This window comes from Haemophilus sp. HN_Hi08, from assembly GCF_049824455.1.
Taxonomy (GTDB): domain Bacteria; phylum Pseudomonadota; class Gammaproteobacteria; order Enterobacterales; family Pasteurellaceae; genus Haemophilus; species Haemophilus influenzae_D.
Map to the genome: position 1 here is coordinate 723,897 of NZ_CP187493.1, position 25,495 is coordinate 749,391.

The window sequence follows — 25,495 nt, forward strand, 5'->3', positions numbered from 1 at the left end:
CAATACTTGATTTGGCAATGCTTTATTTTAGGCTATTGAATTTTTCCGCACGTTTTCCATCGATTTGACGTAATTTTTCTAATGTTTGCTGATAAATATCCATTTTTTTCGCGGAATAAGCACAAAGCGCGATATTTTCAAATGTATCTGCTTGATGATAATAATTCGGCGAATTAAGGGCTAATTCAAATTGTTGCTGGGCTTGCTCAAATTTCTTTTGACTACATAGAAACGTACCAAAATTATTATGTACATCGCCTTGTTTATGATTAAGTTTTACGGCTATTTCATACTCACGAAAGGCATTTTCTATTTGCCCTTGTTGTTGATAATAATGTGCAAGTGCTGAATGTACGAGATAGTAATTTTTATCGTGTTGAAGTGCTTTGTCTAAATTGATTTTAGCCAGTTGAGGATTATTTTGCTGAAGATAGCTCAAAGCGAGTTCCACTCGCGCTTTGGCGGCAGCTTGATGATCTAAGCTAGACGCAGATTGTGAAACGCAGGCAGAAAAAATGAAAGGGAAAATAACCGCACTTAGTTGTTTACTTATTGTTTGCATTTTTCTCCTTTTAACAGGGGCAGTCGAAATATTTAATATGCTTTAATTTGTATGAAAACATAGGGCATGTGAACTTGATTAATTCACATGCCTAGAATATTAATTAACTTCTGTTACCCCAATATTTTGTCCAAATTGGCGTTTCATTGCCGTACGTTTAGTACGATCGATCACATCTCCAGCTAGCTGTCCGCAAGCCGCATCAATATCATCGCCACGGGTTTTACGGATAATCACGGTAAAGCCATATTCCATTAATGTTTTTTGGAAGCGGTCGATACGCGTATTCGAGCTTTTTGCATAAGGTGCCTCTGGGAACGGATTCCACGGAATTAAATTAATTTTACAAGGTGTATTTTTTAATACTTCTGCAAGTTGATGAGCGTGTTCAATGCCATCATTTACATGATCGAGCATCACATACTCAATCGTCACTTTGCCGTGGTTTGCATTTGATACATTTAAATAACGATTTACTGAGTCAATCAAGGTTTTGATATTATATTTTTTGTTGATTGGCACAATTTCATCACGTAATTCATCATTTGGTGCATGTAATGAAATTGCCAGTGCCACATCGATCATTTTGCTCAAATTATCTAGTGCTGGCACAACCCCAGAAGTTGATAAAGTGACACGACGTTTTGATAAACCGTAAGCAAAGTCATCTAACATAATTTCCATTGCAGGAACAACGTTTGCGACATTTAATAAGGGTTCGCCCATTCCCATCATTACCACATTTGTAATGGGTCTAACGCCAGTTACGCCAAAGTTACCAATAATTTTAGAGGCTCGCCATACTTGACCGATAATTTCTGAAACCGTTAAATTGCGATTAAATCCTTGTTGTGCTGTTGAACAAAATGTACAAGCTAAGGCACAGCCAACTTGGGAAGATACACAAAGCGTCGCGCGATCTGCTTCGGGAATATACACAGTTTCAACTTGCTGCTCGCCCACTTGCATTGCCCATTTTATCGTGCCATCGGCTGAACGCTGTTCAACGGCAACTTCTGGGGCTTTAATTTCTGCAACCGCCTTAAGTTTTTCACGTAATTTTTTATTAATGTTTGTCATATTGTCGAAGTTATCTTCGCCAAAATGATAAATCCATTTAACTAACTGATCTGCTCGAAATGGTTTTTCGCCGAGTTCTTTAAAAAATTCGCGCATTTGTTGGCGCGTTAAATCCATTAGATTAATTTTTTTAGCGGGTGCATCTGATTGCACTGACAATAATTCTGACATTTTAGCCTCGTTATTACACATTGTGGCGATAGCATTGTGCAGGTGTTTTTATCAAAAACTCACAACGAAAAATTCGCAATTAAAAAATGAACGGCGATTGTACAGATTTGTCGCCGCATAATCTAGCGGAATTGAAAAACGATGGAAAATCTTACCGCACTTTTTTGCGATCTAGATCGCAAATATTTTCAATTACAGCGGAAAAAGTGCGGTAAAATATCAGCCTATTTTTTAAGGTGACCAATAATGTTTAAAAAAGCTTTATTTATTTTATCTTTGTGTCCTTCTTTTGCGCTGGCACAGTCTTATGTTGTGTATGATTTTACCCATAATCGAGTGTTGGAAAGCCATGCGCCTGATAGTATTCAGCCTATTGCCTCTGTAACAAAATTAATGACGGCTAATGTATTTTTAGAGAATAATAAAAATCCTAATTGTCGAATCGCAATCACAAAAGAGGATACGGATCGAATTAAAGGTACAGGAACAAAATTACCTAAAAATATTCCTATCTCTTGTAACGAATTATTGAAAGCAATGCTTGTCCATTCTGATAACTATGCTGCCCACGCGCTTTCTCGTGCAGCGGGAATAAGTCGTCGCCAATTTATTAATAAAATGAACGAAAAAGCCCATCAACTTGGCATGTATTCTACTCGTTTTCACGATAGTTCAGGGTTATCTAGCTATAATATTTCCAGCCCGATGGATTTGGTTAAACTCGCTAAATATTCATTAAATAAATCGGACATTAAACGTTTATCTAATCTTAATGCAACTTATATCCAAGCAGGGAAACACAAACTTTATATTAAAAATACTAATAAGTTAGTGCGTGATGAAATCTTTGATGCGGCAGTGAATAAAACGGGCTACATTCAAGAGTCTGGTTATAATCTCGTTTTCATTAATAAACACCTATGCAAAAATGCAACTATTGGCGTAATTAGTTTAAATAACACTTCCTCTGCGTATCGTTCTAGCTTTACTAAAAGCAAATTAGAAAAATTCGGCTGCACAGCATTAAATGGAAGAACAATTCGTGATGTAGCTGGAGAAGCTCAATATGAAGATGGCTATGATGAAGTGGGATTTAATACGCTAATTCAGCAATTATCAAAATAATGTTCATAAACATAAAAAACGCGAGATAACAGTTTGTTTTATCTCGCGTTTTTCATATTTTATTCTCAAAAGGTAAATCTATAATAATTTCAATATTCTAGACTTAATTTGATAAAAAGTCATTCTAATGACAGAAAATACCTTTATTGCTTGTATGATTAAGAAAATTTTTTGTTTTATGCTTTTTTCATAAAAGCAATACATTTTGTATGAAATAATTATAAATAAATTTATCATTTTGATAATCATTTCCATTCCAAAACAACATAAAAAGTAGTACTATTATTTCCGATGAATAATTGTTGTGCTGTTGAACAATTATTCAGGCATTCAATCTATCTTTTTTAAATAAGGACATCTTATGCGAAATTCATTCAAAATTATGACCGCACTTGCACTTGGTTTATTTGCAATGCAAGCTAACGCAAAATTTAAAGTCGTCACCACTTTTACCGTGATTCAAGATATTGCGCAAAATGTGGCAGGCAATGCAGCAACAGTGGAATCTATTACCAAACCAGGTGCTGAAATTCACGAATATGAACCAACGCCAAAAGACATTGTAAAAGCACAATCTGCCGATTTAATTTTATGGAACGGCTTAAATTTGGAACGTTGGTTTGAGCGTTTCTTCCAAAATGTTAAAGATAAACCTGCTGTGGTAGTAACAGAAGGTATTCAACCATTATCTATTTATGAAGGCCCGTATAAAGATGCGCCTAATCCACACGCTTGGATGTCGCCATCTAATGCTTTAATTTATATTGAAAATATTAAGAATGCGTTAGTGAAATACGATCCACAAAATGCAGCTGTGTATGAAAAAAATGCCGCTGACTATGCTCAAAAAATTAAACAACTTGATGAACCGCTTCGTGCAAAATTAGCACAAATTCCTGAAGAGCAACGCTGGCTTGTAACAAGTGAGGGTGCTTTCAGTTATTTGGCGAAAGATTACAATTTAAAAGAAGGTTATTTATGGCCAATCAATGCTGAACAACAAGGCACACCACAACAAGTGCGTAAAGTGATTGATTTAGTTCGTAAAAACAATATTCCTGTTGTGTTTAGTGAAAGTACAATTTCAGCCAAACCTGCACAACAAGTAGCCAAAGAAAGTGGCGCAAAATACGGCGGTGTGTTGTATGTTGATTCACTTTCTGCGAAAAACGGCCCTGTGCCAACTTATATTGATTTGCTTAACGTTACTGTATCAACCATTGTTAAAGGATTCGGAAAATAATGGACTCTTTCTCGACATCAATTTGGGTTAATGATGTAACTGTTCGTTACAACAATGGTCATACTGCAATTCACAATATGACGTTCTCACTCAATAGTGGAACTATTTGTGCATTAGTGGGTGTGAATGGCAGTGGCAAGTCCACATTATTTAAAAGCATAATGGGGCTTGTGAAGCCACAACAAGGTGAAATTAAACTTTGTGATTTGCCAATTTCCCAAGCACTGAAACGTAATTTGGTTGCTTATGTACCACAATCAGAAGAAGTGGACTGGCAATTTCCAGTGTCAGTGTATGATGTCGTGATGATGGGGCGTTATGGGTATATGAATTTTCTTCGTATCCCCAAAGCGATTGATAAACAAAAAGTTCAAGAGGCGATGCAGCGAGTAAATATTGAGCATCTTGCGCATCGTCAAATTGGCGAGTTATCTGGCGGGCAGAAAAAACGCGTGTTTTTAGCCCGCGCTTTAGCACAACAAAGTCCAATTATTTTATTGGATGAACCTTTCACTGGCGTTGATGTGAAAACTGAAAATGCCATAGTTGATCTTCTTCAACAGCTTCGAGAAGAAGGTCATCTGATTCTTGTCTCAACTCATAACTTAGGTTCTGTTCCTGATTTTTGTGATCAAGTGGTAATGATTAATCGCACGGTCATCGCCGCAGGAAAAACAGAAGATACCTTTAACCAACATAATTTGGAAATTGTATTTGGTGGGGTGTTACGTCATATTAAATTATTGGGCGAAAATTTACATAATGATGAAGATAAACGTTCTGTTACCGTCTTAACAGATGATGAAAAAGCCGTTGTATTCTATGGCGAAACTAAGCAAGATCCACCTGCGCCAACAACACAGGATTGCCATTTTGAAGATTGCCCTTATAAAAGTGCGGTTAAAAATAAGAGGGATTAGGTAATGTTAGATTTATTGCTCGAACCTTTTTCCTATGATTATATGCTCAAGGCGATGATTTTGAGTACCGCAGTGGGTGGCATTTGTGCTTTTTTGTCTTCATATTTAATGCTTAAAGGCTGGTCTTTGATTGGCGATGCGCTTTCTCATTCCGTTGTGCCTGGTGTTGCAATTGCCTATGCTTTTGCGTTGCCTTATGCACTTGGTGCATTTTTTGCAGGTATTTTTGCCGCACTTTCTATTCTTTGGATTAAATCCATTTCTAAACTGAAAGAAGATGCCATTATCGGGTTTATTTTCAGTACTTTCTTTGCATTAGGTCTATTGCTCATTTCTTTAAATCCAACCGCAGTAAATGTGCACAATATCATTTTAGGTAATATTTTAGGCATTGCTGATGAAGATATTTACCAAGTCGCAATTATTATCGGTGTTTGTTTAGTATTGCTTTTATTGTTCTGGAAAGACTTATTACTGATTTTTTTCGATGAAACACAGGCAAGAACAGTAGGGCTTTCGCCATTATTTTATAAGGTTTTATTTTTTACTTTATTAAGTGCTTGTGTGGTAGCTGCATTGCAAACTGTGGGGGCGATTTTAGTCATTGCAATGGTCATTACCCCTGGTGCAACAGCATATTTACTCACTGATAAATTCAAAACCTTGTCAATCATCGCTATTATTTTAGGCGCAGTGACAAATTTTGTTGGGGTCTATATTAGCTATTATTTAGACGGTGCCACTGGCGGTGTGATTGTGACCTTGCAAACATTATTATTTTTAGTCGCTTTCTTATTTTCACCAAAATATGGCTTACTCACACGTAATAAAAAGGCGGTAGAAAATGTTTGATTGGCTTTTAGAACCGCTACAATTTGAGTTTATGCAAAATGCCTTATTGACTGCATTGATTGTTTCTATTATCTGTGCATTACTTTCTTGCTATTTAGTCTTGAAAGGTTGGTCATTAATGGGCGATGCAATTTCTCACGCTGTATTACCTGGTATTGTACTCGCTTATTTGGCAGGAATTCCTTTAACGATTGGCGCATTTTTCTCAGGCATTTTTTGCTCCCTTGGCGTGGGATATTTAAAAGAAAATAGTCGCATAAAAGAAGATACTGCAATGGGCATTGTATTTTCTGGAATGTTTGCCATTGGTTTGGTTATGTTTACCAAAATTCAAACAGAACAGCATTTAACCCATATTTTGTTTGGTAATGTATTGGGTGTAAGTTATCAAGAGCTTATTCAAAGTGCGGTCATTTCTGCGATAATTTTTTGTCTGATTGTCTTTAAACGTAAAGACTTTTTGCTTTATTGTTTTGATCCAAGCCACACCCGTGTTGCAGGGCTTTCTCCTAAAATTTTACATTATGGTTTATTAATTCTACTTGCTTTAACCATTGTAAGCACGATGCAAGTGGTCGGCGTTATTTTGGTGGTGGCAATGTTAATTGCGCCAGGAATTACCGCACTTACGCTCACAAAATCTTTTGATAAAATGCTATGGATTGCTATTGTCAGTTCCATTACATCAAGTCTAATTGGTGTAATATTGAGCTATCATTTTGATGCCTCAACAGGTGCTTGTATCATTCTTCTGCAAGCCGCATTTTTTGTTATAGCATTAGCTTATAGCAAGATTAGAACAATATGATTTCCTATCTTTTGAAAACGGTACAAGCTAATTGTTTGTGCCGTTTTTGTTCGATGAAATATTCTTTCAACTTCCACAAGGTATTTATTTTATATAAGTCATTCTTTATCTTATTTGATATTCCTAATATTAAATCCTTATAGTAACGGTTCAATGATTACCCTCAAAATTTTGCTTAAAAGAGAAACATAAAATTAATAACGATAAACTCAACGCAGTGTACTTTTTAATATCTACTGTTTTAACTATTTTAAAAAAGACTTTAGATTGTTTTATTCGATTTTAGAACAAACAAAAAAGCGAATCTTTCGATTCGCTTTTTTAAGTATGCCTTCTAACAAATAATTAGAAGTAAACGCGTAAACCTACACCCACTGATTTTTCTTTTTCAGTTTTTACTGTTGTTTTACCCTTATCAGTTGCAGTTGTTCTAGTTCTAGCGTAAGCACCTTCAATATAGGTTAATACTTGTTTGTGAAGTTTATGATCTATACCGAATAACACAGCTTGTTCACGTTCTTTCTCACCTTGATCTACTTTACGTTCATATTTGAAGTTACCATAGAGATTAGTATCTTCCATTAATTCATATTGGAAACCTGGAGATACGAAATAGCTTTTTTGGTGTGTAGCTTTATAGTTTTTAGTTTTTGCATAGCCACTATCTAGAGACACTAATAAGCCTAAATCACTAAAACGGTAACCTAAGCTAGCTAAAGCACCATTTACTTCTTCTTTTTTACCTTGGTAGGTGTAGTTACCCTGATCGTTTTTATTATCACTGTCTTTATAGTTTGTACGACCGTAAGCAATACCTACAATAATGTTGTTAGCATCATATTTTGCACCAACTTGAACTCCGTTACTGATTTCACCGACAGTTACTTCACCAGTTTTCGTCCCAACGCGTGGAACCGTCTGTACATCACGTTCTTGTGCTAATAAATAATTAGCACCTAATACTAAACCATCAATACCATTAAAAGTATAGCCAATGGTGTTACCATTAGTAGGGATATATTTTTTAGAGTTGAGAAGACCATATTCTTTATCTTCTGCGGTTGTAATTTCATCAGCAATAGTTTTTGCGCGACCAAGTTTTACTTCACCGAATGTGTTATTTCCTAAAGTAACATAAGCATATTTGGTTGCAATATCAGCGAAGTGATCTGCCTTCTCTTTAGTGTAATCTGAAACAAAACGAGTTTCTAAATAACCTTGTGCATAGAAGCCGTCACTAAAGTTATGCGTTGCTTTAATGTGGAAACGTGAACCCTGATTACGTAATGCACCGTGTTGATTTTTTTGATCATCTTCAGTGCTAGTGCTTTGTTCCGCAATAACGCTTAAACGACCGCCTAATTCTACTTTAGTCCCTTCGTTGTTATAAACAACAACGGCGTTAGCTGCTGACGCTGCGAATGCACCAACGATTAATGCTGCAAGTGTTTTTTTCATAATTTGTATTCCTTATGGTTGTTTACTATCTATGATTGAACTTTTCTCCAATAGAATTGTCCAATCGCCAAAATAGACGAGCTGCATCTTTGCAAAAAAAATTTTTGATGTCAATACTCCAAAATTTTAATTTTCTTGAAATCTGATCGAGATCACACTTTTCAAATGAATTTGATTGTTTTTTATTCTGTTTTAGGTTTAAGTATTACCTATAAATATTTTAGGTATCGAAAAATATGACGTTATATCAGTTGTATTATTCTTCTATGTACCCCATATCTTCCTCCGTGGGATTTTCTGCCCCTTTTTTTGCTAATTCATCGCAAATTTCATTTTCTCTATGCCCTGCGTGTCCTTTCACCCATTGCCAATTAATTTTATGACGTTGGATGGATTCATCTAAGGCTTTCCACAAATCTTGGTTTTTTACAGGCTTTCCAGAACTTGCTTTCCAATTATTTTTTTTCCAATTAAAGATCCATTTTGTGATGCCATTTTTCATATATTGGCTATCACTATAAAGCGTGATCAAGCAAGGTTCTTTTAATGCATTTAATGCTTCAATGACAGCGCGTAATTCCATTCGATTATTGGTGGTTTTGAAATAACCTTTGGAGAGCATTTTTTCATGTTGTTTATAGCGTAATACGGCGCCAATTCCCCCCGCCCCTGGATTACCTAAGCAAGAGCCATCAGTAAAAATTTCAATCTGTTTTTGCATAACAAAAAGGTTGTTGTGTAGAATGACAAGTATTTTAATGGAAAGAGATAGGTTGAACAAATGATTAATCCCAATCGCCAAATTGTATTAGATACTGAAACTACAGGTATGAATCAGCTTGGCGCGCATTATGAAGGACACTGCATTATTGAAATTGGTGCAGTTGAATTAATAAATCGTCGTTACACAGGTAATAATTTCCATATTTACATTAAGCCAGATCGCTCTGTTGATCCTGATGCGATTAAAATTCATGGCATAACCGATGAAATGTTAGCGGATAAACCTGAATTCAAAGAAATTGCCCAAGATTTTTTGGATTATATTAATGGTGCGGAATTGCTTATTCATAATGCGCCCTTTGATGTTGGATTTATGGATTATGAATTTCGTAAACTTGACCTCAATGTGAAAACTGACGATATTTGTTTGGTGACAGATACGCTACAAATGGCGCGTCAAATGTATCCTGGAAAACGTAATAATTTGGACGCACTTTGTGATCGTTTAGGTATTGATAATAGCAAACGTACTTTGCACGGTGCGTTACTGGATGCCGAGATCTTGGCGGATGTTTATTTGATGATGACGGGGGGGCAAACAAATTTATTCGATGAAGAAGAATCTGTTGAGTCTGATGTTATCCATGTTGTGCAAGAAAAAGCGGCGGAAGAAATAAAAAGTGCGGTGGATTTTGCGCACAATTTAAAATTACTTCAACCTACTGATGATGAGCTACAAGCGCATTTAGAATTATTAAAAATGATTAATAAAAAAAGTGGAAATAATTGCTTTTGGGATAAACGCTTTGGAAATGACAATGTGCATTAATCGTTTGGAATTTAAGCAGGTAAGTAAAATTTAATAAAAAAAGATTGACGAGATTTGTGTTCATCATTAAGATACGCACCACTTAGCGGAGTGGTAGTTCAGCTGGTTAGAATACCTGCCTGTCACGCAGGGGGTCGCGGGTTCGAGTCCCGTCCATTCCGCCAATTTAAAATTAATATCTTATCTCGGAGTGGTAGTTCAGCTGGTTAGAATACCTGCCTGTCACGCAGGGGGTCGCGGGTTCGAGTCCCGTCCATTCCGCCAATTAAGATAAATAAAGATAGCACCTAAGGGTGCTTTTTTTGTATCTAAAATTTGCTTCATCCTTGACAAAAATAAAGCAAACTTTTAAGATTTGAAGAACTAGGGAGCTGCATACTCCCTAGTATGTTGTCTTATTAGTAAGCGTACTGGCTCACTAATAATAAAATGACAACAAGGATAATGAGTTTAATCATTTTCTTATCCTCTTCAAACGTTGCGAAAAAGCGCAACACTCGCTTTCAAGCTGTATTCTTGAAAGCGAGATTATTATAACGTTAAGTTATAGATAAATAAACAGTGTTTAGAAAGCCATAGGATTGTATCCTGTGGCTTTTTCTTTTCTTTATGAAATCATTTTTACCAATCCTTTAACTTCCGATATAATAGCCGCCATTATTTGACAAAATAAGAGATTTTTTATGGCAACTCCAGTCGTCGCCCTTGTTGGTCGCCCGAATGTGGGAAAATCCACATTATTTAATCGCCTTACTCGTACAAGAGATGCGTTAGTCGCGGATTTTCCTGGTTTAACTCGTGATAGAAAATACGGCCATGCTCATATTGCTGGCTATGATTTTATCGTTATTGATACTGGCGGTATTGATGGAACGGAAGAGGGCGTAGAAGAAAAAATGGCGGAGCAATCTTTGCTTGCTATTGATGAAGCGGATATTGTTCTTTTCCTTGTGGATGCGCGAGCGGGTTTAACGGCAGCTGATATTGGTATTGCTAATTATTTACGCCAACGTCAAAACAAAATTACTGTGTTGGTGGCAAATAAAACTGATGGTATCGATGCGGATTCCCATTGTGCTGAATTTTATCAGTTAGGTTTAGGGGAAATTGAGCAAATCGCTGCTTCACAAGGTCGTGGTGTCACTCAATTAATGGAACAAGTGCTTGCACCTTTTGCGGAACAAATGGAAAACGTCGATGAAAATGACCGCACTTCTGAGGAAGAACAAGATGAATGGGAACAAGAATTCGATTTTGATTCAGAAGAAGATACGGCATTAATTGATGATGTGTTAGACGAAGAACTTGAAGAAGAACAAGATAAAAATATCAAAATTGCCATTGTTGGTCGTCCAAATGTGGGTAAATCTACTTTAACCAATCGTATTTTAGGTGAAGATCGTGTGGTGGTTTTTGATATGCCAGGTACGACACGCGATAGTATTTATATTCCAATGGAGCGTGATGGGCAGCAATATACCTTGATTGATACGGCGGGTGTGCGTAAACGCGGTAAGGTGCATTTGGCAGTGGAAAAATTCTCCGTGATTAAAACCTTGCAAGCGATTCAAGATGCTAATGTTGTGTTATTGACTATTGACGCGAGAGAGAACATTTCTGATCAGGATTTATCTTTGCTCGGCTTTATTTTAAATGCAGGTCGTTCTTTAGTGATCGTCGTGAATAAATGGGATGGTTTGGATCAAGATGTGAAAGATCGTGTGAAATCTGAGCTTGATCGTCGTTTAGATTTTATTGATTTTGCTCGCGTGCATTTTATTTCCGCCTTGCACGGCAGTGGTGTAGGTAATCTTTTTGATTCGATTAAAGAAGCCTATGCTTGTGCAACTCAAAAAATGACGACCTCGCTTTTAACTCGTATTTTACAAATGGCAACGGACGAGCACCAACCCCCGATGATTGGCGGTCGTCGAATTAAATTAAAATATGCCCATCCAGGTGGTTATAATCCGCCGATTATAGTGGTTCACGGTAACCAAATGGATAAATTACCAGATTCTTATAAACGTTATTTATCTAATTATTATCGTAAGAGTTTGAAAATTATTGGTTCACCGATTCGTCTTCTTTTCCAAGAAGGCTCAAACCCATTTGCAGGACGCAAAAATAAACTCACTCCGAACCAATTGCGTAAACGTAAACGTTTGATGAAGTTTATTAAGAAAGCGAAACGTTAAATTCGAGATAGATAAAACTTAGACAGATTTAACCGCACTTTTAAAACTCTTTTTGGAGAACTAAAGTGCGGTTATTTTTTTATTTGTTTTGCAGAAGAAAGGTATGGCGATATTTTAAGTGCGTTGTAATAAAAATGATGAAACCGATTAAGCCTAATGCTGCGCCCGTATAACCGATTTCGTTTAATCCTAAATGGGTTGTCGCAAGATTTCCAAATAATGCGCCTGCACCAATTCCTGCATTGAAAATGCCCGAGTAAATAGCCGTGGCAACATCGGTTGCATCTGGTGCAAGTTTTAGTACGCGCATTTGTAGAGATAGTCCGATACAAGAAATGCCAATCCCCCAAATAAACACAAGACAGAACATTGCTATCATTGTTTCGGTAGAGAAGAGTAGTAGCAATAGTGAGAACATCAATAAGCTCATCGAAATAATAATAAATTTTGTGGGAGCAAATCGGTAGAATCTGTTAAATAATAGGCCTGCTGCAATACCTGAGAAACCAAAAACTAATAAAACCACAGTGGCAAAATTTGGATCCAAGTGCCCTACATCAATCATGAATGGTTCGATATAAGTATAAGCGGTAAAGTGTGCTGAAATGACGATTGCCGTTGTTACATAAAGCCAAAGCAATAATGGGCGTTTTGCAAGCAAGGGTAAACTTGCAATAGAGCCAGCATTTTTACTGGGTAAATTTGGTAATAATCGAATAATTAAAAACATAATGGATAATGCCAGTACTGCAATAATGCCAAAAGTGACACGCCAACCGACGAGCTGTCCGACAATTCGTCCAATCGGTAATCCTAAGATGGTGGCAAGTGCGGTGCCAATAGCGAGCATTCCTAATGCTTGAGTTTTCTTGTGTTTAGGTGCGATGCGTATTACAAGTGAAGCGGTAATGGACCAAAACACTGAATGTGCTAATGCAATACACATTCGAGCGAGAAGTAATATCCAAAAATTCCAAGCAATGACCGATAAAATATGCCCAACAATAAATATAATGAAAAGTTTGATTAGCAGGCTTTTACGTTCCATATTGCCGGTGGCAAGCATGGCTGGTAAAGACATAATTAGCACCGTCCAAGCATAAACTGTCATCATTAAACCAGTATCGGCGGTTTGCATATTAAAACTTTGTGCAATATCGCTTAACATTGCAACGGGTACAAATTCTGTAGTATTAAAAATAAATCCTGCGCAAGCCATAATAAACACGCGCCACGATTGAATTTTTTCAGCTTTTAAATATAACGACATTAACGTAACTTTTCTTTAATCGCATCAATTAATTGATGGCGGAATTTTTTCGTAAAATTAATTTTATATTGTGGAGAATTGCAGTTACCAAAAAAATTGATTGGCAGGGTTAAATTTTGATAGCGTTGATCCGTAGAATTTAAATTAATATCCACATTGCATTCCATTCGATTTAAATCAATGATTCCTTTCCCTTGCCCCAAAAGTGCGGGTGTTTTTAATTCAATTTTTTCAGCAATAAGTTGATTTTGTTGGAGAAATAATTGTAAGTGAAATTGTTCAAAGCGAGTGTTTAACTCTTTGTTTTTTAACAAATCATTGTTGTAATTAATCGGGAAATATTGCGCTACCATATCCAATAGATTTACACCAAGAATTTCGCCATTTTGCGCTAAAAAATTTAATTTGCCTTGAATAAGCGAGGAAGATGAAAAGCTGAAATCAAGATCAAAATCAGCGTGTCCACTTAACACTTCTGGCAAATTTAATAGTGCGAATAAGCGTTTAACGGGGAAAGTTTTGCCTGAAAAATTGACCGCACTTTGGTTGCCAATTTGTTGATATTTCAATACAGCTAAACAATCGTTATCGCATTGTGGTTTTATATAGGTCACTATTTGTTGGTGGGCTGTGTGGGTTTCAATATAACCGATAGGCTGATTATTTAGGTTTGCATCTACAAATTGAAGTAGGGCTGATTCTGATGTTGAGAAGTCTAAATTTGCTTTATGGAAAGAAAAATGGAAAGTTTTTGTTTTTCCATAAATAGGTTTATTAAATTCAATGCGAATATGGTTTTCGCCATTCAATATTACTTTTTTTGATAAAAGCTGTTTTAACGAAAAAGGCGAAACCTCTATGGATACATTGGCAGGATTTTGTGTGTTTTGAGTTAATTTGAGCTGTTGAATATTCAGTGAATGAAGTGCGGTATTACCATACAAAAGAGGCAAAAAATTAAATTTAGCTTCAATTTTTTGAGCTGAAAATTGCGTAGTTTTTATATTTTCAAGGGAAAGTGCGGGAGAAAATAATGATAAATTGACGGATTGAACGGCAATGTTTTGTTGTGCCAGTTGTTCACTAATGGCACTTTGCACTCGATAAAGTTGAATATATAAAAAAGAAAAGATCGCCAAAGCGACGATCCCTACGACAAGCACGAACTTTTTCATTGATTATTCCTTGTCTTCGTCAATTCGACTGGCTACCGCACTTTGTTGATTTTTATATTTTGCATCTTTGCGGCTACTGTATGGTCGTTTTGCTTCGCCACTTAATACTTCAAAACTTAACGCACCAATGACCATATTTGGGCGTAATGCTAATGGTAATTTCCCTGAATTATAAAATTCCAGCACGATTTTTCCTTCCCAACCTGGGTCAATGCGGTGTGCTGTGACGTGTACCATTAAGCCTAAACGGGCTAAAGAAGAACGACCATCTAACCAACCGATAATATTGGCGGGTAATTTCACGGATTCAAGTGTTGTTGCTAACGCTAAAGTACCAGGATGCAAGAAAAATGCTTCCCCCTCTGGAATAATAATTTCATCGCTCATTACCGATTCAAGCTGGGCGGATACTTCTTCTTTCGGGCCACTTAAATCAATAAAAGGCGCAGAATGTTCACGAAATACACGGAAAGAATTACCCAAGCGAACATCAATCGTCGCACCGTTGATTTTGTCATTATTTGGACGAGGTGTTAAAGAAATAATGCCATCATCGAGATAGCGTTCAATATCAGTATCGCAAAGACGCATAAGATTTCCTATTTTTGATTCAATAAATGAAGAATTTGAGCTTTTAACATATTGATTGCAATGCGGTTTTTGCCACCGCGAGGAATGACAATATCCGCATATTGTTTAGACGGCTCAATAAATTGTAAGAACATTGGACGCACGGTTGCACGATATTGATCAATCACCGATTGTAGAGAGCGACCACGTTCTTCCATATCGCGTTGTAAACGGCGGATGAAGCAAATATCAAGTGGTGTGTCTACGAATACAGAAATATCGGCTAATTGACGTACTCTTTCGTCTGTGAGCAATAAAATCCCTTCTAAAATTACGATTCGTTTTGGTGTGAAATGCGTTGTTTCGTTGGTGCGAGTATGTTCTACATAGCTATAAACAGGCACATCTACGGCACTGCCATTTTTTAGATTTTTTAAATGTTGGATAAGTAAATCGCGATCCATAGAGTTTGGATGATCGTAATTCGTTTTTACGCGCTCAGTCATTTCTAAATGACTTTGATCTTTATAGTAACTGTCTTCAGTAATGATACCAATTTCTTGGCAGCCTAATTCATTGCAGAGTTCTTTGTGAACGGTGGAAGCGATAGAACTTTTGCCTGATGCAGATGCACCTGTGATGGCGATAATGATACAAGAGGGATTTGACATAATCGTGTTTCGATGTAAGGAAAATTCGTGCAATTATAAAGAAAAGTGCGGTGAATTTCACGTTTATTTTTTTATCCAAATTTCAAAAAGTGTGAGCTTCATCACGGTATTATTTCTATTTTTCAAGTAGGATTCGAGCATCCTATCCAATAAGGAGTATGTATTATGAAATTCAACAAAATTTCTCTTTCTGTTTCTACCGCACTTTTAGCAGCAGGATTGGCTATTTCTGGTTCTGCTAACGCTAAAGGTCGTTTAGTTGTTTACTGTAGTGCCACCAATATTTTGTGCGAAACCACCACGAAAGCGTTCGGCGAAAAATATGATGTGAAAACATCCTTTATTCGTAATGGTTCAGGCAGTACTTTTGCCAAAGTTGAAGCTGAAAAAAATAACCCTCAAGCGGATGTTTGGTTCGGCGGTACTTTTGACCCTCAAGCTCAAGCTGCAGAATTAGGCTTAATTGAGCCTTATAAATCCAAACACATTGATGAAATCGTAGAACGTTTCCGTGATCCTGCGAAAACCAAAGGTCACTATGTTTCCTCAATCTATATGGGAATCTTAGGTTTCGGTGTGAATACTGAACGTTTGGCAAAATTAGGCATTAAAGAAGTGCCAAAATGCTGGAAAGACCTAACAGATCCGCGCTTAAAAGGCGAAGTTCAAATTGCAGACCCTCAAAGTGCGGGTACTGCTTATACCGCATTGGCAACTTTCGTCCAATTATGGGGCGAAAAAGAGGCATTCGATTTCCTAAAAGCGTTACATCCTAATGTTTCTCAATATACCAAATCGGGTATCACGCCATCACGTAACTCTGCGCGTGGCGAAGCGACAATTGGGGTAGGTTTCTTACACGATTATGCTTTAGAAAAACGCAATGGTGCGCCATTAGAATTAGTTGTGCCGTGTGAAGGAACGGGCTATGAATTAGGTGGTGTGAGTATCTTAAAAGGTGCGCGTAATATTGATAATGCAAAATTATTCGTCGATTGGGCGTTATCAAAAGAAGGTCAAGAATTAGCTTGGAAACAAGGGGATTCGTTACAAATCTTAACTAACACGACTGCAGAACAATCGCCAACTGCATTTGATCCAAATAAACTTAAATTAATCAATTATGACTTTGAAAAATACGGTGCAACAGAACAACGCAAAGCCTTAATTGAAAAATGGGTACAAGAAGTTAAATTAGCGAAATAGTTTTCGTGATAATCATAGCCGTGGGTAAGTATACCCACGGCTAATTATCGTAATAGTAGTTCCCCTTTGGGGAACAGCTTTTTACTCCCCGATAGGGGAGTTTCTGTAATTATCCTAGGGCCTACTTACCCTAGGCGAAAGTCGTGTTTTCTTTACTGCGAGGTTGTATGAACGCAAAAAAACTTTCCATAATGCATTCCGCTTATTTTTGGATTATTTTATCCTTGTTGGCGTTTGCGCTTCTGCCCTCCAATGCACTTGATTACGGTTTGTTTGAAAGTACTTCAGATGAATATTTAGAGGCAATGGGTTGGGCTTCTTTCAATTTAACTTGGGCTTGGTTTCTGCCTGTTATTGTGTATGGTGCTTTGCCGTTATTGAGATTGCCACGGCAAACCCAAGCAAAAACAGAGCTATTTTTGACCGCACTTTCTGTACTGTTTATGTTTATCAGTGCGACGCTGTACAAAATTAGTATGGGCTATTCTGTGATTGTGTTGCTTGTGGGATATACCGCATTGGCGACACTTTCATTGGCAAAACTGAAAGTAATGCAAGGGGATAAGTTTATTATTGCTTCTTTACTTTGCATTATTTTGTTGATTTTCTTCTTTATTGTTTATCCAACATTGGCAATTTTCGTTTCAATGTTTTATGACGGCGATACCTTTTCGCCACAGCAAGTGATGCGTATTTTAACGCAGAGCTATATTGTTCGTGTAATTACCAATTCGCTTTTCTTATCGGGCTTTGTGGGCATCGTTTCTACTGTATTTGGTTTAGCCTTTGCACTTTATACCACACGTATCGCTCGTAGAACGGCATTTATCGGAAAAATTTTCTCTATTTTGCCAATTGTTACGCCCCCATTTGTTGTAGGACTTGGGGTTACTTTAATGCTCGGACGTTCTGGTTATGTAACAGAATTTTTAAGTGAATATTTTGGTTTTTCTAGTCATAACTGGCTTTATGGTTTTAATGGGATTGCGATTGCGCAAATTCTCGCATTTACCCCGATTTCTTTTATGATTTTAGACGGTGCATTAAAATCAGTTCATCCTTCTATTGAAGAAGCCTCTTATACGTTGCGTGCTAATCGTTATCAAACTTTCTATCAGATTATTTTTCCGTTACTGCGTCCAGCATTAGCAAATTCTTTCTTAATTGTATTCATTCAATCATTGGCGGACTTTAGTAATCCTTTAGTGTTGGGTGGCAGTTTTGATGTAATTGCCACACAAATTTATTTCTATATTGCGGGTTCACAACTTGATTATGCTTCAGCCAGTACTTTAGGTTCGATGTTGTTAATTTTCTCGTTGGCGATTTTTATCATTCAATATCTTTGGATTGGTAACCGCTCTTATGTCACTGTTTCGGGGAAATCTTATCGTGGAGATGTGCAAGAGCTGCCAAACGGCTTGAAATATACTATCATCGGTATGCTTGGCTTCTGGGTAATCTTTAATATGGCACTTTACGGTAGCATTTTCTATGGAAGCTTCACTGTAAACTGGGGCGTAGATTACACTTTAACCTTGAAAAACTATGCCATGTTATTCGGGCAAGGATTGAGCGATGGGGCGTGGCCGTCACTAATCAATACCTTAATTTATGCAGGTATTGCTGCGCCATTAACCGCATTCTTTGGATTATTAATTGCCTATATTGTGGTGCGTAAAGATTTCCAAGGTAAAAAATCCCTTGAGTTCTTAACCATGCTTTGCTTTGCCGTGCCTGGGACTGTGGCAGGGGTATCTTATATTTTAGCGTTCAACAATGCACCGCTTTATATTACGGGTACGGGCATTATCGTGATTATTTCAATGGTAATGCGTGATTTACCAATTGGTATGCGAGCAGCGATTGCAGGGCTAGGACAACTTGATAAATCCCTTGATGAAGCATCGCTTTCTTTAAAAGGGAGTTCGTGGAAAACATTGTGCTTTATCGTCTTGCCATTATTAAAACCAGCGTTGCTTTCAGCGCTTGTGACTAGTTTCGTTCGTGCAATGACGACAGTAAGTGCAATTATATTCTTAGTGACAGCAGACACTCGCGTTGCTACCGCATATATTTTAAATCGTGTGGAAGACGGAGAATACGGCATCGCAATTGCATACGGTTCTATTTTAATTGTTGTGATGATGGCAATTATTTTATTCTTCGACTGGATTGTAGGCGATACGCGTATCTCTCGTTCTAAAGCGAAAAAAATGAATTAACTCGTTAAGTTGTAGGTAAAAATTATGAGTAATAATGATTTCTTAGTATTAAAAAATATCACAAAAGCATTTGGTAAAGCGGTCGTCATTGATAATTTAGATTTAACGATCAAACGTGGCACGATGGTAACATTGTTAGGGCCATCAGGCTGTGGTAAAACCACCGTATTACGTTTAGTGGCAGGGTTAGAAAATCCAACTTCAGGTCAAATTTTTATTGATGGCGAAGACGTAACAAAATCCTCTATTCAAAATCGAGATATTTGCATTGTCTTCCAATCTTACGCACTTTTCCCGCATATGAGCATTGGCGATAACGTTGGCTACGGCTTAAAAATGCAGGGCATTAGCAAAGAAGAACGCGCCCAACGTGTAAAAGAGGCTTTAGAATTGGTGGATTTAGCAGGCTTTGAAGATCGTTTCGTGGATCAAATTTCGGGTGGGCAACAACAACGTGTCGCATTGGCTCGTGCTTTGGTATTGAAACCAAAAGTCCTATTGTTTGATGAACCATTAAGTAATTTAGATGCAAATTTACGCCGTTCAATGCGTGAAAAAATCCGTGAATTGCAACAACGTTTAGGCATTACCTCGCTTTATGTGACACACGACCAAACAGAGGCCTTTGCGGTATCTGATGAAGTTATCGTTATGCATAAAGGTAAAATTATGCAAAAAGCGCCAGCGAAAGAGCTTTATTTACGACCAAATTCTCTGTTCTTAGCAAACTTTATGGGCGAATCCAGTATTTTCGATGGAAAATTAGAAAATGGCGTGGTGGATATTAATGGCTATCATGTACCTTTAAAAGACGCTGCACAGTTTAATTTACCCGATGGCGAATGCTTAGTTGGTATTCGTCCAGAAGCAATTTATCTTGCTGCAGAGGGCAATGATGCTCAACGTTGCGAGATTAAAAGTGCGGTCTATATGGGCAACCATTGGGAAGTGGTTGCAAACTGGGCAGGAAAAGATTTATTGGTAAATTGTAAACCAGAAGATTTTAATGCCGATTTAAAACAAGCTTATGTCAATTTATCTGATCATGGAATTTTCTTATTGAAGAAAGAGTAGTATGGAATATAAAGAGCGGTGAAATTTCACCGCTCTTTTGAGATTACAATTAAGGGGAAGGATTTTCCCCTTTTTTATTTCTGTTATTAAATCGCCCAACCGGCTGCATAGAATGCAACGAGTACGATTGCAATAATCACAGTGCCTACATTTAAGCGTTTAATATCGCCACTCACAATTCTTCCAATCACTAATGCCGCAAAACCTAACATAATACCAGTTACGATGTTAGCGGTAAGCACGATAAATACTGCGCAGATTAATCCGCTCATCGCGCCAACGAAATCATCGAAATCTAATTTGCTTACGTTACTCAACATTAATAGACCAACGTACATTAATGCTGGGGCAGTTGCGTAGCCTGGCACTAAGAAAGCTAATGGTTGGAAGAAAAGCATTAATAGGAATAACACACCAACAACGATAGCGGTAATACCTGTTTTACCGCCAGCAGCTGTTCCTGCTGCTGACTCAATATAAACGGCAGCTGGTGCTGTACCGAATAAACCTGAGAATAAGCTACTGATTGAGTCTGAAGTTAGGGCTTTACCGCCATTGATAATTTGACCATCCTTATCAAGCAAGTCGGCTTGACCTGCCACTGCACGAATTGTACCAGTCGCGTCAAATACTGCGGTCATCACGAGAGCAAATACCACTGGCAAGATTGCAGGTTGTAATGCGCCTATAAAGTCTAATTGTAAGAAAAGAGAGTTTTCGCCAAAAGTTGGCATTTTGAAAATTTCTCCGCCAAATTTTACATTTGGATCAAAAATTAAACCGACGATAGTAATAGCGATAATGACCCATAAAATACCGCCTTTAATTTTCATTTTTTCAAGACCAATAATTAACGCTAAACCAATTAAGGACATCATTACTGGGAATGAAGTAAAATCGCCTAATTTTACTGGCAAGCCAGCTTGGTTGCTGACAACTAAACCAACGCCGTTTGCCGCAATTAAAAGTAAAAAAAGTCCGATACCAATGCCTGCTCCGTGAGCGATACTGGCTGGTAAATTACGCAAAATCCATGCACGGATACCTGTGGCAGAAATTAAGGTAAACACAACCCCCATTAAGAATACTGCGCCTAGGGCAACAGGAATGGCGACCTTTTGACCGATTACTAAGCTAAATGCTGTAAAAGCAGTAAGAGAAATTGCACAACCAATTGCCATTGGTGCATTTGCCCATAAGCCAATTAAGATAGAGCCTAATCCTGCAACTAAACAGGTGGCAATAAAGACAGATTCCGCAGGAAAACCTGCAGCACCGAGCATATTGGGTACCACAATTACAGAATAAACCATTGCTAAGAACGTGGTTAAACCCGCGATAATTTCTTGACGAACAGTTGAACCACGTTGTTTGAGTTCAAATGTTTTTTCTAAAGTTGGCATAGTGTTCCTTGAAGTTAAGTAAAAAATTGGAAGTAATAAGGTGCGCTATTCTACATCATAAAAATAAGAAGTAAACGTTTGCGTAAGTTTTATTTAGGGGAAAGTGCGGTCAAAATTATGAATAGTTATAAAATAATCTATTTGCTGATTTTCTCTACAAATGAGACTGCGAGTCAGCAGAAAAACTGCTATACTTGTTGCGTTTTTTAACTTGATAAAATGAAGGAAACAAAATGGCTGATTTTAATCAAATTTTAACGCCAGGCGATGTAGATGCTGGCATTATCAATGTAGTAAACGAAATTCCAGAAGGTAGCTGCCATAAAATCGAATGGAATCGTAAAGTTGCGGCATTCCAATTAGATCGTGTTGAGCCAGCAATTTTCGCAAAACCAACTAACTATGGTTTTATTCCACAAACTTTAGATGAAGATGGCGATGAGTTAGATGTGTTATTAATCACTCGCCAACCATTAGCAACGGGTGTATTCCTTGAAGCTAAAGTAATTGGTGTCATGAAATTTGTTGATGATGGCGAAGTGGATGACAAAATCGTTTGTGTTCCAGCAGATGATCGTGATACAGGCAATGCCTACAATTCATTAGCAGATTTACCTGCGAATTTAATTAAACAAATTGAATTCCACTTCAATAACTACAAAGCACTTAAAAAACCAGGTTCAACTAAAGTGACCCATTGGGGCGATGTAGAAGAAGCGAAAGAAGTGATTCGTGAGTCTATTAAACGTTGGAATGAGCGTTAATTAATAAACACATTTGATTGTAAAAGTCCCTGATTCTTTGAGTCGGGGATTTTTTATAATGAGTTTCAAGAATTTAGACAATAAAAAAACACCTTTCGGTACTTGCTTTATTTGTAAGTGGTGGGTCGTGAAGGATTCGAACCTTCGACCAACGGATTAAAAGTCCGCTGCTCTACCGACTGAGCTAACGACCCAATTAGATGATTTTAAAGTAAATTTTAAAACCTTTGGATTGGTGTTTAAATGGTGCCCGAAGCCAGACTTGAACTGGCACGCCTCGAAAGGCGAGGGATTTTAAATCCCTTGTGTCTACCGATTCCACCACTCGGGCAAATTGGAGCGGGAAACGAGGCTCGAACTCGCGACCCCGACCTTGGCAAGGTCGTGCTCTACCAACTGAGCTATTCCCGCATTTATCACTAATCAGCATTGCTGCGTGACAACGGGGCGTATTTTACGGATTTATATATTACTGTCAAACGAAAAAAATAAAAAATATTTTATTTGCTTAAAAATAACTCAAATATAGATGGTTATCATAAAAAATAACTGTGTTTTATTTAAATTTATAATTGAATATTATCTAGCAAGCTTCCTTTTGCTGCTTGTAAATATTGGATCATTGACCATATAGTTAAAATAGCGGCGATATAAAGCAAGATAATTGCTGCTATTTCCATATAGTTGTTATAACGCCATAATAATCCACCTAGTGCTAACATTTGTGCTGTGGTTTTCCATTTTCCCCACCAAGATACTGCAACTTTATTACGTTCTCCAAGTTCAGCCATCCATTCACGTAATGCGGAAATTATAATTTCGCGAGAAATCATAATAATAGCAGGAATCGTAATCCAAAGAGAGTGTTTATATTCAACGATTAGCACTAAGGCTGCAACAACCATTACTTTATCAGCAACAGGATCTAAAAAAGCCCCAAATCTTGTAGTTTGTTTCCATTTACGAGCCAAATAGCCATCAAGCCAATCAGTAACGCCAGCAATAAAGAATATGAATGTAGTAATAAAAGGGGAAGATTCGATAGGTAAATAAAATGCAATCACGAAAAACGGAATCAGAATTACGCGAAACACCGTTAGGAAAATAGGAATATTAAATTTCATAGAAATGAACCGCTCTTGGGGTTAGGGATGCATCTATTCTAAAGTATCTAAGAATATAAAAAAAGCCACATTATGTGGCTTTCTTGTAAATAATTATGGATTAAAGTTTATCTGTGTTTTGTTTTAAGTATTTTGCAACGCCTTCTGGGTTATCTTTCATCCCTTCTTTACCTTTTTCCCATTGTGCTGGGCATACATCACCGTGTTCTTCATGGAATTGTAATGCATCAACCATACGTAACATTTCATCAATGTTACGACCTAATGGAAGATCGTTTACTACTTGGTGACGAACTACGCCATTTTTGTCGATTAAGAATGAAGCACGCAGTGCAACGCCAGCTTCTGGATGTTCAATACCGTATGCTTGAGCAATTTCATGTTTTACGTCTGCTGCTAATGCATATTTAACTTGACCGATACCACCATTTTCAGTTGGAGTGTTACGCCATGCATTGTGAGTGAATTGAGAGTCGATAGAAACACCAACTACTTCTACGTCACGTTTTTTGAACTCTTCATAACGGTGGTCAAATGCGATTAACTCAGAAGGGCAAACAAAGGTAAAGTCTAACGGATAGAAAAAGATTACTGCAGCTTTTCCAGCAATGTGTTTTTTAAAGTTGAAGTTATCAACGATTTCGCCATTGCCTAATACAGCAGATGAAGTAAAATCTGGTGCTTGACGGGTTACTAATACCATAGTCATTATTCCTCTATAAAGTGAAGTTAAAATTTTGCTAAAAAAAATAGCAGTAAGATTCTAATGAAAATGACCGCACTTTTATAGTCGGTTTTGTCTATTGAAGAAATTAATTTAATTTAAAGTAAGGAAATATATGCGAGCAAAATATCATCTTTCAACAACATTTATTCATTCAGGTCGTCAGAAGCGTTTTTCTCAGGGCGCGGTAAATCCTGTATTACAGCGAGCTTCTTCATTAGTATTTGACAGTATTGAAGATAAAAAATATGCAACAAAAAATCGTGCTAAAGGCGAGTTATTTTATGGTCGTCGTGGGACGCTAACACATTTTGCGTTACAAGATTTAATGTGCGAAATGGAGGGGGGAGCAGGCTGTTATCTTTATCCTTGTGGTGCAGCAGCTGTCACTAATTCGATTCTTTCTTTTGTTAAAACTGGCGATCATGTATTGATGAGCGGAGCCACTTATGAGCCAACTCAGGATTTCTGTAATATTGTGCTGAAAAAAATGCAGATCGATACAACTTATTACGATCCACTTATTGGTGCTGATATTGCAACACTTATTCAACCGAATACAAAAGTACTTTTTTTAGAAGCACCGAGTTCTATCACAATGGAAATTCCCGATATTCCGACTATTGTGAAAGCTGCAAGAACGGTGAATCCTAATATTGTGATTATGATTGATAATACTTGGTCGGCAGGTGTTCTATTTAAAGCGTTAGAGCATGACATTGATATTTCTATTCAAGCGGGGACGAAATATTTAGTGGGGCATTCTGATATTATGATTGGTACTGCCGTTGCGAATGCGCGAACTTGGGATCAACTTAGAGAACATTCCTATTTAATGGGGCAAATGGTGGATGCGGATTCTGCTTATACGACTGCTCGTGGTATTCGTACATTGGGTGTACGATTAAAACAACATCAGGAAAGCAGTATTAAAGTAGCAAAATGGTTGAGTGAGCAACCAGAAGTAAAAACGGTGTATCATCCAGCCTTACCAAGTTGCCCCGGTCATAAATTCTTTTTACGTGATTTTAGTGGAAGCAGTGGTTTATTTTCTTTTGAATTAACCCAGCGATTAACCTCAGAGCAAGTATCAAAATTTATGGATCATTTTGAGCTTTTCACTATGGCTTATTCATGGGGAGGGTTTGAGTCTTTGATTCTTTGCAATCAACCAGAAGAAATTGCACATATTCGTCCAAATATTAAACGTAACCTTACGGGTTCATTAATTCGTGTGCATATCGGCTTTGAAGATGTAGATGAATTGATTGTAGATTTAAAAGCTGGATTTGAGCGAATTGCCTAAAAGTGCGGATAAAA

At 37.3% G+C, this 25,495-nt stretch carries 23 protein-coding genes and 5 tRNA genes; 14 read left to right on the forward strand and 14 right to left on the reverse strand.

Annotation, left to right across the window (positions count from 1 at the left end):
- Window positions 1–22 precede the first annotated feature (22 nt).
- On the reverse strand, window positions 23–562 hold the full coding sequence (gene pilW, locus ACPT8O_RS03650) for a type IV pilus biogenesis/stability protein PilW (protein WP_005649140.1): 540 nt from the start codon (window positions 560–562) through the stop codon (window positions 23–25).
- A 99-nt stretch (window positions 563–661) separates the two neighbouring features.
- On the reverse strand, window positions 662–1,813 hold the full coding sequence (locus ACPT8O_RS03655) for a bifunctional tRNA (adenosine(37)-C2)-methyltransferase TrmG/ribosomal RNA large subunit methyltransferase RlmN (protein ID WP_042599461.1): 1,152 nt from the start codon (window positions 1,811–1,813) through the stop codon (window positions 662–664).
- Between the two features lie 246 nt (window positions 1,814–2,059).
- Here ACPT8O_RS03655 and ACPT8O_RS03660 point away from each other — a divergent pair, with 246 nt between their 5' ends.
- The 5 genes from ACPT8O_RS03660 (at window position 2,060) to ACPT8O_RS03680 (ending at window position 6,761) form a co-directional block, all read left to right on the forward strand.
- Window positions 2,060–2,938 (forward strand): D-alanyl-D-alanine carboxypeptidase family protein, encoded by an 879-nt coding sequence (locus ACPT8O_RS03660; RefSeq protein ID WP_005669102.1) that lies wholly within the window; start codon window positions 2,060–2,062, stop codon window positions 2,936–2,938.
- 361 nt (window positions 2,939–3,299) lie between these two features.
- The gene (locus ACPT8O_RS03665) at window positions 3,300–4,181 is read left to right on the forward strand and encodes a metal ABC transporter substrate-binding protein (protein WP_005669100.1); all 882 of its coding nucleotides are present in this window, start codon (window positions 3,300–3,302) and stop codon (window positions 4,179–4,181) included.
- Window positions 4,181–5,101 (forward strand): ATP-binding cassette domain-containing protein, encoded by a 921-nt coding sequence (locus tag ACPT8O_RS03670; RefSeq protein WP_005669098.1) that lies wholly within the window; start codon window positions 4,181–4,183, stop codon window positions 5,099–5,101. Before ACPT8O_RS03665 ends, ACPT8O_RS03670 begins: the two co-directional genes overlap by 1 nt.
- A 3-nt stretch (window positions 5,102–5,104) precedes the next feature.
- Window positions 5,105–5,953 (forward strand): metal ABC transporter permease, encoded by an 849-nt coding sequence (locus ACPT8O_RS03675; RefSeq protein WP_021035645.1) that lies wholly within the window; start codon window positions 5,105–5,107, stop codon window positions 5,951–5,953.
- A complete protein-coding gene (locus tag ACPT8O_RS03680) occupies window positions 5,946–6,761 on the forward strand; it encodes a metal ABC transporter permease (protein WP_021035644.1) in 816 nt (271 codons plus the stop codon). Before ACPT8O_RS03675 ends, ACPT8O_RS03680 begins: the two co-directional genes overlap by 8 nt.
- A gap of 345 nt (window positions 6,762–7,106) precedes the next feature.
- Here the strand turns inward: ACPT8O_RS03680 and ACPT8O_RS03685 are convergent, their stop codons facing one another.
- Window positions 7,107–8,219 carry a porin gene (locus tag ACPT8O_RS03685; protein WP_021035643.1) on the reverse strand — a complete coding sequence of 371 codons (1,113 nt, stop codon included), beginning with the start codon at window positions 8,217–8,219 and terminating at the stop codon, window positions 7,107–7,109.
- Window positions 8,220–8,475: 256 nt separating this feature from the next.
- Window positions 8,476–8,940, reverse strand: a complete 465-nt coding sequence (gene rnhA, locus ACPT8O_RS03690) for a ribonuclease HI (RefSeq protein ID WP_021035642.1) — start codon at window positions 8,938–8,940, stop codon at window positions 8,476–8,478.
- 60 nt (window positions 8,941–9,000) lie between these two features.
- Here rnhA and dnaQ point away from each other — a divergent pair, with 60 nt between their 5' ends.
- The 4 genes from dnaQ (at window position 9,001) to der (ending at window position 11,969) form a co-directional block, all read left to right on the forward strand.
- Complete coding sequence (gene dnaQ, locus ACPT8O_RS03695; protein ID WP_021035641.1) at window positions 9,001–9,771, forward strand: DNA polymerase III subunit epsilon; 771 nt, start codon at window positions 9,001–9,003, stop codon at window positions 9,769–9,771.
- Window positions 9,772–9,858: 87 nt separating this feature from the next.
- A tRNA-Asp gene (locus tag ACPT8O_RS03700) sits at window positions 9,859–9,935 on the forward strand.
- 23 nt (window positions 9,936–9,958) lie between these two features.
- Window positions 9,959–10,035 (forward strand) — tRNA-Asp (locus ACPT8O_RS03705).
- A gap of 419 nt (window positions 10,036–10,454) precedes the next feature.
- Window positions 10,455–11,969, forward strand: a complete 1,515-nt coding sequence (gene der, locus ACPT8O_RS03710; RefSeq protein WP_021035640.1) for a ribosome biogenesis GTPase Der — start codon at window positions 10,455–10,457, stop codon at window positions 11,967–11,969.
- A 79-nt stretch (window positions 11,970–12,048) separates the two neighbouring features.
- Here the strand turns inward: der and ACPT8O_RS03715 are convergent, their stop codons facing one another.
- From ACPT8O_RS03715 to udk, 4 genes are read right to left on the reverse strand one after another with little or no spacing between them, the layout of a single operon-like run.
- A complete protein-coding gene (locus tag ACPT8O_RS03715) occupies window positions 12,049–13,239 on the reverse strand; it encodes a sugar transporter (protein ID WP_021035639.1) in 1,191 nt (396 codons plus the stop codon).
- Window positions 13,239–14,414: an AsmA-like C-terminal region-containing protein gene (locus tag ACPT8O_RS03720; protein WP_021035638.1), complete on the reverse strand. Its 1,176-nt coding sequence runs from the start codon at window positions 14,412–14,414 to the stop codon at window positions 13,239–13,241. Before ACPT8O_RS03720 ends, ACPT8O_RS03715 begins: the two co-directional genes overlap by 1 nt.
- Before the next feature lie 3 nt (window positions 14,415–14,417).
- Window positions 14,418–15,005, reverse strand: coding sequence for a dCTP deaminase (gene dcd / locus ACPT8O_RS03725; protein ID WP_005660907.1), 588 nt, complete (start codon window positions 15,003–15,005; stop codon window positions 14,418–14,420).
- A gap of 8 nt (window positions 15,006–15,013) precedes the next feature.
- The gene (gene udk / locus ACPT8O_RS03730; protein WP_005654445.1) at window positions 15,014–15,655 is read right to left on the reverse strand and encodes a uridine kinase; all 642 of its coding nucleotides are present in this window, start codon (window positions 15,653–15,655) and stop codon (window positions 15,014–15,016) included.
- A gap of 165 nt (window positions 15,656–15,820) precedes the next feature.
- Between udk and ACPT8O_RS03735 the strand changes: the two genes are divergently transcribed.
- The 3 genes from ACPT8O_RS03735 to fbpC all read left to right on the forward strand — a co-directional run bounded on the left by ACPT8O_RS03735 (window position 15,821) and on the right by fbpC (window position 20,160).
- Entirely contained in the window at window positions 15,821–16,861 is a 1,041-nt protein-coding gene (locus tag ACPT8O_RS03735) for an ABC transporter substrate-binding protein (protein ID WP_021035636.1), read from the forward strand.
- Between the two features lie 167 nt (window positions 16,862–17,028).
- A complete protein-coding gene (locus tag ACPT8O_RS03740; protein WP_054249411.1) occupies window positions 17,029–19,086 on the forward strand; it encodes an ABC transporter permease in 2,058 nt (685 codons plus the stop codon).
- Between the two features lie 24 nt (window positions 19,087–19,110).
- Window positions 19,111–20,160, forward strand: coding sequence for a ferric ABC transporter ATP-binding protein (fbpC, locus tag ACPT8O_RS03745; RefSeq protein ID WP_021035634.1), 1,050 nt, complete (start codon window positions 19,111–19,113; stop codon window positions 20,158–20,160).
- Between the two features lie 86 nt (window positions 20,161–20,246).
- On the opposite strand, the gene ACPT8O_RS03750 is transcribed toward fbpC, so the two are convergent.
- The gene (locus ACPT8O_RS03750; RefSeq protein WP_021035633.1) at window positions 20,247–21,563 is read right to left on the reverse strand and encodes an NCS2 family permease; all 1,317 of its coding nucleotides are present in this window, start codon (window positions 21,561–21,563) and stop codon (window positions 20,247–20,249) included.
- A 233-nt stretch (window positions 21,564–21,796) separates the two neighbouring features.
- On the opposite strand from ACPT8O_RS03750, the gene ACPT8O_RS03755 reads away from it, so the two are divergent.
- The gene (locus ACPT8O_RS03755; protein ID WP_005630160.1) at window positions 21,797–22,327 is read left to right on the forward strand and encodes an inorganic diphosphatase; all 531 of its coding nucleotides are present in this window, start codon (window positions 21,797–21,799) and stop codon (window positions 22,325–22,327) included.
- A gap of 118 nt (window positions 22,328–22,445) precedes the next feature.
- Here ACPT8O_RS03755 and ACPT8O_RS03760 read toward each other — a convergent pair.
- The 5 genes from ACPT8O_RS03760 to ACPT8O_RS03780 form a co-directional block, all read right to left on the reverse strand.
- Window positions 22,446–22,521 (reverse strand) — tRNA-Lys (locus tag ACPT8O_RS03760).
- A gap of 50 nt (window positions 22,522–22,571) precedes the next feature.
- Window positions 22,572–22,658: transfer RNA gene (locus ACPT8O_RS03765), tRNA-Leu, on the reverse strand.
- A gap of 4 nt (window positions 22,659–22,662) precedes the next feature.
- Window positions 22,663–22,738, reverse strand: a tRNA-Gly gene (locus ACPT8O_RS03770).
- 155 nt (window positions 22,739–22,893) lie between these two features.
- Window positions 22,894–23,451, reverse strand: a complete 558-nt coding sequence (gene pgsA, locus ACPT8O_RS03775) for a CDP-diacylglycerol--glycerol-3-phosphate 3-phosphatidyltransferase (RefSeq protein WP_005692834.1) — start codon at window positions 23,449–23,451, stop codon at window positions 22,894–22,896.
- 100 nt (window positions 23,452–23,551) lie between these two features.
- Window positions 23,552–24,154: a peroxiredoxin C gene (locus tag ACPT8O_RS03780; protein WP_021035632.1), complete on the reverse strand. Its 603-nt coding sequence runs from the start codon at window positions 24,152–24,154 to the stop codon at window positions 23,552–23,554.
- 136 nt (window positions 24,155–24,290) lie between these two features.
- On the opposite strand from ACPT8O_RS03780, the gene metC reads away from it, so the two are divergent.
- A complete protein-coding gene (gene metC, locus ACPT8O_RS03785) occupies window positions 24,291–25,481 on the forward strand; it encodes a cystathionine beta-lyase (protein WP_021035631.1) in 1,191 nt (396 codons plus the stop codon).
- Window positions 25,482–25,495: the final 14 nt, after the last annotated feature.

What these genes read in the sequence shown, in the direction of transcription:
- pilW (WP_005649140.1), bottom strand. Translation starts at nt 562, where the DNA reads ATGCAAACAATAAGTAAACAACTAAGTGCGGTTATTTTCCCTTTCATT.
- ACPT8O_RS03720 (WP_021035638.1), bottom strand. Translation starts at nt 14,414, where the DNA reads ATGAAAAAGTTCGTGCTTGTCGTAGGGATCGTCGCTTTGGCGATCTTT.
- ACPT8O_RS03750 (WP_021035633.1), bottom strand. Translation starts at nt 21,563, where the DNA reads ATGCCAACTTTAGAAAAAACATTTGAACTCAAACAACGTGGTTCAACT.
- ACPT8O_RS03755 (WP_005630160.1), top strand. Translation starts at nt 21,797, where the DNA reads ATGGCTGATTTTAATCAAATTTTAACGCCAGGCGATGTAGATGCTGGC.
- dnaQ (WP_021035641.1), top strand. Translation starts at nt 9,001, where the DNA reads ATGATTAATCCCAATCGCCAAATTGTATTAGATACTGAAACTACAGGT.
- dcd (WP_005660907.1), bottom strand. Translation starts at nt 15,005, where the DNA reads ATGCGTCTTTGCGATACTGATATTGAACGCTATCTCGATGATGGCATT.
- ACPT8O_RS03780 (WP_021035632.1), bottom strand. Translation starts at nt 24,154, where the DNA reads ATGGTATTAGTAACCCGTCAAGCACCAGATTTTACTTCATCTGCTGTA.
- fbpC (WP_021035634.1), top strand. Translation starts at nt 19,111, where the DNA reads ATGAGTAATAATGATTTCTTAGTATTAAAAAATATCACAAAAGCATTT.
- pgsA (WP_005692834.1), bottom strand. Translation starts at nt 23,451, where the DNA reads ATGAAATTTAATATTCCTATTTTCCTAACGGTGTTTCGCGTAATTCTG.
- metC (WP_021035631.1), top strand. Translation starts at nt 24,291, where the DNA reads ATGCGAGCAAAATATCATCTTTCAACAACATTTATTCATTCAGGTCGT.
- ACPT8O_RS03665 (WP_005669100.1), top strand. Translation starts at nt 3,300, where the DNA reads ATGCGAAATTCATTCAAAATTATGACCGCACTTGCACTTGGTTTATTT.
- ACPT8O_RS03660 (WP_005669102.1), top strand. Translation starts at nt 2,060, where the DNA reads ATGTTTAAAAAAGCTTTATTTATTTTATCTTTGTGTCCTTCTTTTGCG.
- ACPT8O_RS03655 (WP_042599461.1), bottom strand. Translation starts at nt 1,813, where the DNA reads ATGTCAGAATTATTGTCAGTGCAATCAGATGCACCCGCTAAAAAAATT.
- ACPT8O_RS03740 (WP_054249411.1), top strand. Translation starts at nt 17,029, where the DNA reads ATGAACGCAAAAAAACTTTCCATAATGCATTCCGCTTATTTTTGGATT.
- ACPT8O_RS03680 (WP_021035644.1), top strand. Translation starts at nt 5,946, where the DNA reads ATGTTTGATTGGCTTTTAGAACCGCTACAATTTGAGTTTATGCAAAAT.
- ACPT8O_RS03670 (WP_005669098.1), top strand. Translation starts at nt 4,181, where the DNA reads ATGGACTCTTTCTCGACATCAATTTGGGTTAATGATGTAACTGTTCGT.
- der (WP_021035640.1), top strand. Translation starts at nt 10,455, where the DNA reads ATGGCAACTCCAGTCGTCGCCCTTGTTGGTCGCCCGAATGTGGGAAAA.
- ACPT8O_RS03735 (WP_021035636.1), top strand. Translation starts at nt 15,821, where the DNA reads ATGAAATTCAACAAAATTTCTCTTTCTGTTTCTACCGCACTTTTAGCA.
- ACPT8O_RS03715 (WP_021035639.1), bottom strand. Translation starts at nt 13,239, where the DNA reads ATGTCGTTATATTTAAAAGCTGAAAAAATTCAATCGTGGCGCGTGTTT.
- udk (WP_005654445.1), bottom strand. Translation starts at nt 15,655, where the DNA reads ATGTCAAATCCCTCTTGTATCATTATCGCCATCACAGGTGCATCTGCA.
- ACPT8O_RS03675 (WP_021035645.1), top strand. Translation starts at nt 5,105, where the DNA reads ATGTTAGATTTATTGCTCGAACCTTTTTCCTATGATTATATGCTCAAG.
- ACPT8O_RS03685 (WP_021035643.1), bottom strand. Translation starts at nt 8,219, where the DNA reads ATGAAAAAAACACTTGCAGCATTAATCGTTGGTGCATTCGCAGCGTCA.
- rnhA (WP_021035642.1), bottom strand. Translation starts at nt 8,940, where the DNA reads ATGCAAAAACAGATTGAAATTTTTACTGATGGCTCTTGCTTAGGTAAT.